The 12,454-nt window shown below is 39.4% G+C and carries 11 protein-coding genes; 3 read left to right on the top strand and 8 right to left on the bottom strand.

The genetic code is table 11. The features are described 5' to 3' along the window. Nucleotides 1-40: 40 nt before the first annotated feature. The 3 genes from FAZ15_RS15785 (at nt 41) to FAZ15_RS15795 (ending at nt 3,163) form a co-directional block, all read left to right on the top strand. Nucleotides 41-1,159: a M42 family metallopeptidase gene (locus FAZ15_RS15785; RefSeq protein ID WP_136902282.1), complete on the top strand. Its 1,119-nt coding sequence runs from the start codon at nt 41-43 to the stop codon at nt 1,157-1,159. A gap of 17 nt (nt 1,160-1,176) precedes the next feature. Next, nucleotides 1,177-1,497: a DUF3467 domain-containing protein gene (locus tag FAZ15_RS15790; RefSeq protein ID WP_136902346.1), complete on the top strand. Its 321-nt coding sequence runs from the start codon at nt 1,177-1,179 to the stop codon at nt 1,495-1,497. A 157-nt stretch (nt 1,498-1,654) separates the two neighbouring features. Further along, on the top strand, nt 1,655-3,163 hold the full coding sequence (locus FAZ15_RS15795; RefSeq protein WP_136902283.1) for a carbon-nitrogen hydrolase family protein: 1,509 nt from the start codon (nt 1,655-1,657) through the stop codon (nt 3,161-3,163). Nucleotides 3,164-3,223: 60 nt separating this feature from the next. On the opposite strand, the gene asnA is transcribed toward FAZ15_RS15795, so the two are convergent. From asnA to FAZ15_RS15830, 8 genes are all read right to left on the bottom strand, one after another. Next, nucleotides 3,224-4,228: an aspartate--ammonia ligase gene (gene asnA, locus FAZ15_RS15800; RefSeq protein WP_136902284.1), complete on the bottom strand. Its 1,005-nt coding sequence runs from the start codon at nt 4,226-4,228 to the stop codon at nt 3,224-3,226. Between the two features lie 541 nt (nt 4,229-4,769). Beyond that, entirely contained in the window at nt 4,770-5,096 is a 327-nt protein-coding gene (locus FAZ15_RS15805; RefSeq protein WP_136902285.1) for a HesB/IscA family protein, read from the bottom strand. A gap of 83 nt (nt 5,097-5,179) precedes the next feature. Then, nucleotides 5,180-6,346 carry a cysteine desulfurase family protein gene (locus tag FAZ15_RS15810; RefSeq protein WP_136902286.1) on the bottom strand — a complete coding sequence of 389 codons (1,167 nt, stop codon included), beginning with the start codon at nt 6,344-6,346 and terminating at the stop codon, nt 5,180-5,182. An 84-nt stretch (nt 6,347-6,430) separates the two neighbouring features. Next, on the bottom strand, nt 6,431-6,577 hold the full coding sequence (locus FAZ15_RS22735; protein WP_202912420.1) for a hypothetical protein: 147 nt from the start codon (nt 6,575-6,577) through the stop codon (nt 6,431-6,433). A gap of 147 nt (nt 6,578-6,724) precedes the next feature. Further along, on the bottom strand, nt 6,725-8,065 hold the full coding sequence (gene glpT / locus FAZ15_RS15815) for a glycerol-3-phosphate transporter (protein ID WP_136902287.1): 1,341 nt from the start codon (nt 8,063-8,065) through the stop codon (nt 6,725-6,727). A gap of 7 nt (nt 8,066-8,072) precedes the next feature. After that, the gene (locus tag FAZ15_RS15820; protein WP_136902288.1) at nt 8,073-8,975 is read right to left on the bottom strand and encodes a glycerophosphodiester phosphodiesterase family protein; all 903 of its coding nucleotides are present in this window, start codon (nt 8,973-8,975) and stop codon (nt 8,073-8,075) included. Between the two features lie 8 nt (nt 8,976-8,983). Beyond that, on the bottom strand, nt 8,984-10,396 hold the full coding sequence (locus FAZ15_RS15825; RefSeq protein WP_136902289.1) for a calcineurin-like phosphoesterase C-terminal domain-containing protein: 1,413 nt from the start codon (nt 10,394-10,396) through the stop codon (nt 8,984-8,986). A gap of 8 nt (nt 10,397-10,404) precedes the next feature. Beyond that, nucleotides 10,405-12,405, bottom strand: a complete 2,001-nt coding sequence (locus tag FAZ15_RS15830; protein ID WP_136902290.1) for a calcineurin-like phosphoesterase C-terminal domain-containing protein — start codon at nt 12,403-12,405, stop codon at nt 10,405-10,407. Nucleotides 12,406-12,454: the final 49 nt, after the last annotated feature.

Below are 12,454 nucleotides of genomic sequence, written 5' to 3' on the forward strand. Positions count from 1 at the left end.
GCTGAATAATTTTTAATTTGTGACCAAACAATAGATTACGATGGCAAAGAAGAGTAATAAAGAAGAAAGTACCCACCAAACTGTGGTTACAACAGAATCATTAGCATTTTTTGAAAAATATATTAATAACCCGTCTCCTACAGGGTTTGAATGGGAAGGTCAACGGCTGTGGCTTGACTACTTAAAACCCTATGTAGATAAGACGTATATCGATAATTACGGAACAGCAGTCGGCATTATTAATCCCGATGCTAAATATAAAGTAGTCATTGAAGCCCATGCAGACGAAATTTCCTGGTTTGTGAACTATATTACGGGCGACGGATTGATTTATGTGATACGAAATGGCGGTTCCGATCATCAAATTGCGCCCTCCAAACGTGTAAACATCCATACAGACAAGGGAATCGTAAAGGCTGTTTTTGGATGGCCTGCGATTCACACCCGATCGGGAGAGAAAGAAGAAGGACCATCGCTTAAAAATATCTTTTTAGACTGTGGATGTACTTCAAAGGAGGAAGTAGAGGCATTAGGTATCCATGTAGGTACCGTCGTGACCTATGAAGATGAGTTTATGGTCTTGAACGATCGATATTATGTCGGGCGCGCGTTAGATAATCGTGCCGGTGGTTTTATGATTGCTGAAGTAGCCCGTTTGTTGAAAAAAAATAAGAAGAAGCTTCCCTTTGGTTTATACGTTGTGAATTCCGTGCAAGAAGAAATTGGGCTTCGTGGAGCGGAGATGATTGCCGACTATATTAAACCGAATGTCGCTATTGTGACAGATGTAACCCATGATACACAAACTCCAATGATCAATAAGATTACACAGGGTGATCTCGCTTGTGGAAAAGGTCCTGTGGTTTCTTATGCACCAGCGGTGCAAATTAATCTCAACAGGTTGCTCATTTCGGTTGCTCAACAGCATTATATTCCATTTCAACGTCAAGCTTCATCACGCTTTACGGGAACAGATACCGATGCATTCGCATATTCGAATGGTGGCGTCCCCTCAGCATTGATTTCTTTGCCCTTACGGTATATGCATACGACTGTGGAAATGATTCATAAGGAGGATGTAGACAATGTAATCCGTTTAATTTATGAAACGGTGTTGACTATACAAAAAGATCAGGATTTCCGTACCTTTAGTAATTAATATTTATTCACAAAATGATGAACGATAACAATCAAAACAACCCAGATAACAACGAGATCAGCATAGAATTGAGTGAAGAAACTGCCGAAGGAATTTATTCTAATTTGGCCATTATAACGCATTCCAATACAGAATTTGTAGTAGATTTTATTCGTATTATGCCAGGTGTACCGAAAGCGAAGGTGAAATCAAGGATTATCCTTACTCCAGAGCATGCTAAACGTTTGCTTGGAGCCCTGCAAGACAATGTCAATCGCTTCGAAAGTCAAAATGGGGCTATAGATTCCAGAGATGTTCCTTTTCCACTTAATTTTGGCGGACCGAAAGGAGAAGCCTAATTCTGTAATAGAAATGGTCTTATATATTGTAAGACCATTTCTATTTTCCGAGTTCATATTTACATCACGTTAGGGCAAATTGGTATCAATTTTGCACCTCTTCCCTTATTAACTGAGATTAATACAGATCTTTTCCGAAAAAAAATAGTAAAAATTTATGGATATTAACGTGCGAGTGCTGACAAAGAAGGATTATTCCGATTTAAAAAAATCAATGACGGAGGCCTATCAAGGTTCTGGTGAAATTTGGACTCGGGAAAATATAGTGGATTTGATCGATTTATTCCCAGACGGACAGCTATGTGTAGAGGTAGACGGAAGAGTAGTAGCCTGCGCCTTGTCGATTATCTTGAATTCTAAAAAATCCAACATCTTTGAGAGCTATTACGAAATAATTGACGACGGGAAGTTTTTCAAACATGATAACGAAGGAGATACACTGTACGGGATAGAAGTTTTTGTACACCCCGAATACCGATCGCTTCGCCTCGGACGACGTCTTTACGATTCAAGAAAAGAATTATGTGAGCAGATGAATCTAAAAAGTATCGTTGCAGGCGGACGGATTCCCAATTACCATAACTATTCGGACGAAATCAGTCCGCGTGTATATATTGACCGGGTGAAGCGAAAAGAAATTTATGATCCCACGTTGACGTTTCAATTATCAAACGACTTTCATGTCAAAAAGATATTAAAACACTATTTGCCTGAGGATAAAGAGTCGATGGAATTCGCCACGCTATTGGAATGGAATAATATTTATTACGAACCCGACGTGAAATCTCCTTCAGCGACAAAGCAGGCGATACGTCTAGGATTGGTGCAATGGCAGATGCGGTTGTTTAAAGATATAGAAGAGTTCTATGACCAGGTGGAATTTTTCGTGGATGCCGTTAGTGATTATGGATCCGATTTCGTTGTTTTCCCTGAGTTTTTCAATACACCTTTGATGCGTCCTTATAATGAAATGCCTGAGCGCATGGCGATGGAAAAATTAGCGGAACACACCAAAGAAATTATACAGAAAATTCAGCAGTTTGCCGTATCCTATAATATCAATATCATTGCAGGTTCTATGCCATTGGTCGAACGAAACAAATTGTACAATGTATCTTATTTGTGCCACCGAAACGGACAGTTGGATTCGTTTAAGAAAGTACATATTACACCGAATGAGTTTAAATATTATGGTATGGTCGGTGGAAACGAAGTGAAAGTTTTTGACACGGATTGTGGTAAGGTAGGCTTACTCATTTGTTATGATGTCGAATTTCCTGAACTGGGGAGAATCTTAGCCGATCAGGGTATGCAGATACTCTTCGTACCGTTCATGACGGATACCCAGAACGGGTACATGCGTGTTAGGGCTTGCGCTCAGGCTAGGGCTATAGAAAATGAATGTTATGTCGCAATCGCTGGTTCAGTTGGCAATTTACCGCGGGTTAATAATATGGATATCCAATATTCACAATCGGCCGTTTTTACACCGTCTGACTTTGCTTTTCCAAATAACGCCATAAAAGCGGAAGCTACACCTAATACAGAAATGGTATTGATTGCTGATGTGGATTTATACGCGTTGAGAGATCTGCATGAATATGGAACAGTAAAAATATTGAAAGACAGAAGATCGGATCTGTATTCAGTCAACCTGCTTAAATAGAATTTTTCTGCTGCATCATGCGATTTGAACTAGAATAGCACGATGCAGCAGAAATTTGTTTTACAATAAGTATATATCTTGCTCAGCAAGTGTTTTCTTTTTCTCTTCGTCCCAAATACTAACTTGTACCTCTCCGATATGTGCCAGTTTCAACATGAACATACATACCCGGGATTGCCCGATACCACCACCAATAGACTCAGGTAATAGATCGTTTAGCAACATTTGGTGAAAAGATAGCTGAGAGCGATCAAGGCTGTGCCGTATTTCCAATTGGGTATGGAGCGCTTTTTTATCAACCCGGATACCCATTGATGACAGTTCAAAGGCACAGTTTAAAAGAGGGTTCCACACCAATATATCGCCGTTCAATCCTTTATACCCTTCCTCATTATCCGTACTCCAGTCATCATAGTCTGCCGCTCTTCCATCATGTGGAAAACCGTTTGACAAAGCATGGCCTATTCCATAAATAAATACAGCACCATATTCCTTGGCAATGGCATTTTCCCGCTCTTTGGCTGTAGCATTAGGATATCGCACCAATAACTCTTCCGAAGAGATAAAATGGATAGCCACCGGAAGAATAGCTTTTTTATCTGGATATTGTTGTTCCACCGCTTTTTCTGTTTCAACCATTATCGAATAAATCTTTTGAACGGTATCTTTCAAATAAGACAGGTTTCTATCTGTCGAAGCAATAGCTTTTTCCCAATCCCATTGATCCACATAAATGGAATGTATAGGTGTATCGTCTTCATCCGGACGTAATGCACGCATATCTGTCAAAATACCCTCGCCAGCCTCCAGTTCCAAGTCTTTAAGACGTACCCTTTTCCATTTAGCAAGCGAATGAACAACCACAGCCCTTTGCTCATTTAATGATTTGATCGGAAAAACCACAGGACGTTCAATGCCATTTAAATCATCGTTAATTCCTGTTCCGTCTAATACCACTAATGGAGAAGATACAGGGATTAAATTTAAAACCTGCTTCAGCTTAGTCGAAAACGTCTCTTTAACAAACGTGATCGCTTGTTCTCTTTTTAATAAATTACGTCCCATATGTTCCCTCAAAATAGTGTCCAAGCGGACATTTACTTGTTTGTTTGATTGTAAATAATTCTCAGTACATGACATTTTTTTTTCTTATATTTTTGTCGTCATCACGAACCTAAAGTACGAAGATTTGGACATCTATGTTCCGTAAAGAAAGACTTTACTCCGTACTCTTTCAGTGACTTTTTATAATGAAAAATGGTATACTGATGAAATAGTTATAAAATTCAAATGCAAAAGTAATGAATTTGGTAATGGAATAAGCTTTTTTGAATAAAATCTTTTAATGGAACAACGGGATTCTAAAAGAAGTCGTTGCTATGTTATGAGGAGCTTGATTTGTTAAGCTGTTCCGATCGGATTGATCCAAAATTAGCAAAAGTTACTAATATAAACAGTCAAAACGAGTTATATCCAATAAACAGCGTTTCAGTATATATGTTTAAGACATTTTCGACTCTGCTAAAATGGACACAGGTCAACAGACATTGCTGATATAACGAGCAATATCTATTGACCTGTAATAAGGGGTGGAGTCCAAATGTTATTATACGGAAAAACTTTCTCCACACGCACAGGTACGGGATGCATTCGGATTATGAAATTCAAATCCCTTGCCATTTAATCCGTCTGAGTAATCTAATTCTGTCCCTGCTAAATAGAGGTAAGACTTAATATCCAAGCAGATTTTTATCCCTTTATCTTCGAAAAATTGGTCGCCCTTTTTTTCTTCATTATCAAAGTCTAATTTGTACGATAGTCCCGAACATCCGCCACTCTCTACCGCAACACGAACAAAATAATTCTGATCGTAATTTTCTGCCTCAAGTATAGTCAGGATACGCTCTTTTGCTTTATCAGTGATGGTTACCATATGTACTTCTTAAAAATAGTATATTACAAACTTCGTCAATAATTTTGCTTTTCTCAATAGCTAATCGTTTGTCGATTGTAAAATTATCCAAGATTCCCCGACTTGTACAGCTGCCAGATGGGAGATGAGTCTCTAATTTTCGTCACAGCATCCGTTAATTCCTGTACTACAGTGTCTACTTCGGCTTTTGTGTTGTAGCGGCTGAAGCTGATCCGCAGACTGCAATACGCATCTTCATCAGACCGGTGCATTGCTTTTAGCACATGTGACGGATCCCTATTTCCCGAAACACATGCCGAACCTGATGAAAGGGCAACATTAGGCAATTTTGTCATCAATTCCGATCCCTTTACATACTTGAATAAGACATTGCTCGTATTGTGGATTCGAGGAAACTGAATCGCATGAATAGTGCATTCTTCGATGTGCGCCATTAGGGTTTCTTCAAAATAGTTCCGAAGCTCATTCAAAGGTGTTGAGTAGTCTATGATTTCGAGGGCTTTAGCAAGGCCAACAATACCTGAAACATTGTAGGTCCCACCTCGGAGACCATTTTCTTGGTTCCCTCCATGGACAAGGGGAGCGATCTGTATCGGTTTTGACTTCCTTCGGATAAAAAGAGCTCCGATTCCCTTCGGACCATGGAGTTTGTGTCCACTAAAACACATGATATCGATCGGAATGCGCTGTAAATCTAATTTTTCTTTACCGATATATTGTGTAGCGTCACAAAAGAATAAGGTATCTTTTTCCTGACAAATTTCGGCTATTGCTTCTAATGGATGTATAACTCCCGTCTCGTTATTCGCAGCCATCAGGCATACTAAAATTGTATGTTTACTGATATTACTGCGTAAGAGTTGAAGATCTATTTGCCCGTTCTTATCGACAGGGAGATAGGTTACGGTTGCTCCTTTTTTTTCTAAATATGCACAGATACTAAGTACAGCCTTGTGTTCAGTCTCGCACGTGATAATATGGTTACCTTTTAAATGATACTGCTCAAAGACACCTTTTAATACCATATTAATAGATTCCGTGGAACCGCTCGTAAACAGCACCTCTTTCGGTTTAGCATTGAGCTGGTCGGCAATCACCGTTCTCGCATATTCTACCGCATGACTGGCAGCTCTTCCTTTTTTATGCTGAATGCTGGAGGCATTTCCATATTCTCCTTTTAAATAGGGGAGGATGGCCTCAAAAACTTCATCTGCGATGTACGTGGTAGCATTGTTGTCCAAATAAATCATAGGATAAAGTTATTTAATTTTTTGATCTATTTGATAGGGTAGGTTAAGTTCCCCAAACTTTTACACCGGATCAGTTGTTGTGTTTTAATCCAAGGAGTTTATTAATACGTAATAGCGGTAAGCTACAACGGCTTGCTGTAGCTTGCTTAATGTTGATGGATCTTGTTTGCTGTATTTTGGCAATACAGCCTTATTGATATCATTTAAAAATTTAAATAGGGCTTTCTTCATTTTGCAGAACATTCATTATTACCTAAACCCTAAGGTAGATCAATTGTTTTATCTAGTTTTTTAATTTTTACTATGTTAAATTAAAAACTATCGTAGCGCGTCGGCTTTTGTATCTATATAGCACGTTTATTCTTGTCGGTTACGATGCTATTTCAACCTTAAGAATTCTTTTTCTTTATTCCATGTTAATGCTGTAAACAGTATAGCTAAAGCACAAGCAAATAAGATAGCTTCAAAACAAGCATCCCATCCACTTTTATCAACAAGGGCACCAAGTGCGGCATTTGCCAAAAGATCGCCAATGAAATATCCAAATAAACCGGTCAAACCAGCTGCGGTTCCGGCGGCTTTTTTAGGGACAAGATCTAACGCCTGCACCCCAATAAGCATTACTGGTCCGTAAATTAAAAAACCTATTGCCCATAGCGAGCTGTTTACAATCCACTGGTTTGCACCCGGAGCTGTCCAGTAAACAAAAACCGCGATCAATGTAAGGGTCATGTAAATAACGGTAACGGGTGCTCTTCGTCCACTGAACACCTTGTCACTTAATACACCACATAAAATTGTTCCAGGAATGGCAGCTAGCTCATAAAAAGAAGCGGACCAAGCAGCTTCAGAAGCCGTGAACTGTTTGGCTTCCTGTAAAAATGTGGGTGCCCAGTTTACTATTCCGTTTCGGACTAAATATACAAAGGCATTAGCAATCGCAATAAACCAGAGTAGCTTGTTGTTTAAGACATATTTAAGAAATATTTCTTTTGCACTGAACTCTTTCTCTTGCGAAGAATCATATGTTTTAGGGTAGTCTTTGTTATATTCCTCTATAGGAGGTAGGCCACAGGATTGAGGGGTATCTCTCACCAACAAAATAGAGATAAAAGCGACAATTATCGCAACCATTCCGGGGAAATAAAGCCTAGCCTGCCAGTTCGCAAAAAGTTCAACGCCTAAAATAGTTAAAGGGCCAACAAGGAAACCTCCAACGTTATGTGCTAGGTTCCAAATGGACATTGCCGTGCCTCGTTCTCTAATTGAGTACCAATGCACGACTACGCGTCCGCAGGCCGGCCAGCCCATACCTTGAACCCAACCATTAATAAATAAAAGCGAAAACATGATGGTAATGGATGATGTTGCAAACGAAGATAGCCCCATGAAGATCATCGTAAGCGAAGATAATACGAGCCCTGCAGCCAAGAAATAGCGTGCATTACTTCTGTCAGAAACATTTCCCATCAAAAACTTGCTTAAACCATAGGCAATAGATAGGGCCGACATAGCAAAGCCCAATTCGGCTTTTGTATATCCCATCGTTTCCTGCAGATCTTTGATGGAAAATGAAAAGTTTTTACGAACAAAATAATATGCTGCATATCCGAAAAAGATACCTAAGAAAACTTGTAGCCGAATTTTCTTATATTCGGGATCAATTCGATTTGCAGGCAGTTGCGGCTTATGCGCCGCCGGCTTAAAAATATTTAGCATCTAAGTTTTAAAATAAATTTGGATAATCACTAATAACTCCGTCCACTTTTAATTCCACCAAATTTTGGATATCTTTTTTCGTGTTCACGGTCCAGGGAATCACTTTAATGCCTCGGCTATGTGCTTGTTTTATGAATTCCATATCAACGAGTTGGTAATTGGGGCTGATGATAAATGGTGTAAAACCCAGTTCTTCAACTAGTTCCGCTATTGTTTTTGTGTTCTTCGCGTCGATTAAATAAGAGGTTTTAATCTGAGGATAGGTTTTATTGATGTATTGGATTGTACGTTTATCGAACGATTGAATAACAGTCCGTGAAGCAATACCTTTTTCAATGACGACTTCTAACACAAGATCGGAAAATTCTTGAGGTGCAGGGTGGTATTCATGGTACTTATCGTCTTTACTTTTAGTCTCGATATTATAATACATGGGAGTCTTACGCTTCAATTTTGCGTACGCCTCGGCTTCATCGATCAATGTGCTGAGCAATGAAATTTGTGTTTTAATTTTTTTCTGATCTGGAAAGTCCGCATAATATTTTGAGCCGATATCAAATTTTTCCAATTCAGACCAATTATAGTGGTAGATTAAGCCCTTATCGTCCTGGCCTTTCAATTCCTTTCCATTGGTGTATTGCACGAATTTTGGATTTAGATAATGATCATGGTATACGACCACCTTTTTGTCCTTAGTGATATGGCAATCCATTTCCAGTGTCGTAACTTTAGGAAGATCGATTGCCATTTTCATTGCGCCAATTGAATTCTCAGGATACAATCCGCGAGCCCCGCGATGTCCTTCGTAAGAGAACTTAGGAAATTCCGATTTGGGATGCTTTTGCACTTGACAATTCGTTAAAATAGTAGCCATAGCAACAGATAATAGGATGATGAATTTTTTTTCCATGTTTAAAATTATGATTTTAAGTTGAGGGTTTCTTCATAATTATTACCAAAACGATCTGTGACAACTATTTTAACAGTCTTCGCATTAGACTGCACAAAAAATAAATGGTCAGTATGTCGGGGTTCGACCCAACCTCTGCGATCCGCAGGAAGATCTTCGCCTTTATATAGCTTTAGGGCTAATTCATCATATCCTTTAATCTGTTCTAACAATCCCTTATATACACCATCGGCATACCAGGTAATCTGCCATTGTGGATCATAGTTCCATACATTGACAGTAATACGATTCATCCCGTGATTTAGTTGTTGAACATGGGATCTGAATTGGTACGTATGGTCACGTCCAATGGATTTATAGTACCACGTTACTTTGGAGCCGTTTATCTCAAATACACCATATCCGCGAGGGGTGCCATCCGCACAGACCGGTCCCGTCCACCAGGCACCGCATAGGGAGGCATGGGTATGCTCATATATATGGCGGTCAACGTGATTTGCGTTGGTATGTGTGTGTCCAGACAGAATATGAACTTGTTCAAATTCGGTTATTAAGGCATATAGCTCTTCTCGGTTTTTAATACTATTATAGATAGGAATGTGTGCACTGATAATTAAAACATGATCTTTTGGTACGTACTGGAGTTCCTTTTGTAGCCAATTTAGTTGTTCATCGCTGATATGCCCATCGTATTCTTTAATGTTCTTGTAGCGCACATTGTCTAATACAATATAATGTACCTGTCCCCGGTTAAAAGAATAATAAGTTGGACCGAAATGGCTTTTAAATAAGCTGTTGGCATCAATTTCTTCCCGATTGATTTCGTTCTTGTCGTGGTTTCCCACTACTTGGAAAAAAGGTATGCCAATTTTTGCTATTGCCTCTTGGTATTTAGTCCACATTTTAGGATTGTCCCATATGGAGTCACCTAGACTAATGCCGTGGAATTTCTCTTTAGCTGTGGACTGAAGATGTTGTGTGATATCTTTTATCGATTCGTCATTTAGCTGCTTGGCATCCTCGGCGACTCTAATTTGAGGATCGCCGAGGGCAAGAAAGAAATGATGGGTATCATCAAAAGTATTTTTTCGGAGTTCAAAATTGTAGTTTCTATCTGTCACGGATAGATAAATTGCAGCAAAGCCATTTACATTTTTTATTTGATACCCCGAGGGTGTAGCGATAAATATGTGTTCCGCATTTTTATCTAGTACAAGCGCATATCTTCCTTTTTTATCCGTTGCGACTACATTGTATCCGTCTGATACAACAACGTTGTGTACACCTTTTCCGGAGGCTTTTACTCGGCCTTTGATAAGCTTTCCCTTATCCTGAGGTTGTATGGTCCCAAAAGCGCGGCCTGATAGGTAAAGACCACCTATCAGGAAACTTGTAGATTTTAAAAATTCTCTTCTGTTCATCTTAATTATTAGCGCATAGTATAAGTGAACGCTTTGGGTCTTTCCATGGTTTCGGTGTAATTATTTCCAAAGCGGTCTTTGACTGTAATATGTAGTGTTGTATTAGGTGCTGAAGCCTTTGCTTTAAACATATGCGAGGTATTGGCGGAATCGAAGGTTGGAACGGCATTAACATTTAATCTCTTCATAGTATACGAAATAATGTGTAAAGGATCTCTGGATACAATGCGTTGAACGTTTAAAGGCACACCGTTCTCTGTGACCGAAACAGTCCACTGCGGATCATATCCCCAAACATTTATTAGCACCTCATTATTCTCGTTTTTAGAGGCAAAATCAAACGCATACTGACTGACTAAATTTTGGTGTTGACTATTTGCATTTGGCGCATAGCTTGTGGCTGTAATGTGCACATTATTCAGGTCATAAGATCTGAACTGATATTCTTTTTCGTAGCCAATGGATTTATAATGCCATTTGATATCCTTGCCCGTCATCTCCCAAATTCCGTAACCACCCGGACTTCCATCAGGGGCGATGTGGTTATTGGAATAGCCGTCCCGTCCCGTCCACCACCAAGTAGCGCATACCGCTGCGGTGTTATGTTCCATGATTTTGTTGTCACGAGGTACGCGGTAATTAATATGAGTGTGGCCGGTTAATATGTGTACATTTTCGAACCGATTAAGCGCAGTTACGAGTTGTCCAGCGTTACTGGTGCGATAAGATGGTATATTTCCAGCAGCATTAGGTGCATTGTGCAACTGTATGTGAGTAGCAATAATGATAGGCGTGGCCACATCAATAGTTTCTAAATCTTTGATTAGCCAGCTTAATTGCTGATCGGTAAATTTAGCATTATAATTTCGATCGCCGATTATTCCGGCACCACCACCTGTGTTAACATATTCCGTATTGTCGAGCACAATATAGTGTACTTTACCTAAATTGAACGAATAATATGTAGGTCCCAATGTGCGTCGGTAGGCATTTTCGGCCATCCAATCGCTGGCAAAGTACGGGTCGTTATCGTGATTGCCCATAATGTTAAATACTTGGGCATTTACTTTGTTGATCTGCTGTACATATTCCGGCAAGGCAAAACTGTTGCTATACCAGTAGGTTTCCCAGGTAAGATCACCTAATGTGAGCCCGTAAACTTTTTTGCCGGCCGCTTTATATGTGGTAATTACATTGTTTAAATCGGAAATAAATCCATTTTGAAACTGTGTTAAATCATTGTTTCGATTCGCTAGATGCATATCTCCCAGAACAAGCAGAATGTGGTTCTCGTTATTGACAGGAGTCAATTCAAAATCCCGCGTGTCGATGGTCGTGGGATTCGTGTTCAAGTAACGATAGAATAAGGGAAGGTTGTGATTGCTGTTGCTCACTTCGTAATTGCTAGGAATAGAAATAAACACATATCCTGTTCTCTTGTTAGAACTCAAGTAATATACACCGTCTTCGTCGGTCTGGGTTATTTCATAACCATCTGAAACTACCACGTTAGCCAATCCCTTGCCTGCTACATGGACAACACCCTTTACGGTTTTTCCATCTTTATTTGGAATGTCAGCACGCAAGACGAAGTTAAAACTTGTCGAGCCCAGCGTTTTCGAAAGTTCTCCTCGAGATACGATTAAGTTATACCTACCATCTTTTAGAGCTACTGGTACGGATAAAATAGTGTGGTCTTCATACACTTCATTCAATGTAAACGTGATCGCATCTGGCGTTCCGTTTAAAGGTTGAAAGGTAATCACATCACCTATTTTATATCCTTTGCCACTAATTTTTAACTTACTTTCCGTCTGAACGTCCCATACTGTCGGAATAGTTACTTCTTCAATTTGAAGGTTATTGGATTGTTCTGTTGGATTGTCCTCGTGATCGGGTTCAGATGTAGATTTTGCACAGGATGTCGCTATAAAGGTAATAATTACAAACAGGGAAAAGAGATTGGTAATCTTAGGCATTATAACGGTAATCTTTTGTTTTTTTGACATAATTATCAGTTCAAATAGGAGGATTATAATAATAAGCAGGAACCTTTTA

The organism is Sphingobacterium olei (genome assembly GCF_005048855.1).
In the GTDB taxonomy this organism is placed as follows: Bacteria; Bacteroidota; Bacteroidia; order Sphingobacteriales; family Sphingobacteriaceae; genus Sphingobacterium; species Sphingobacterium olei.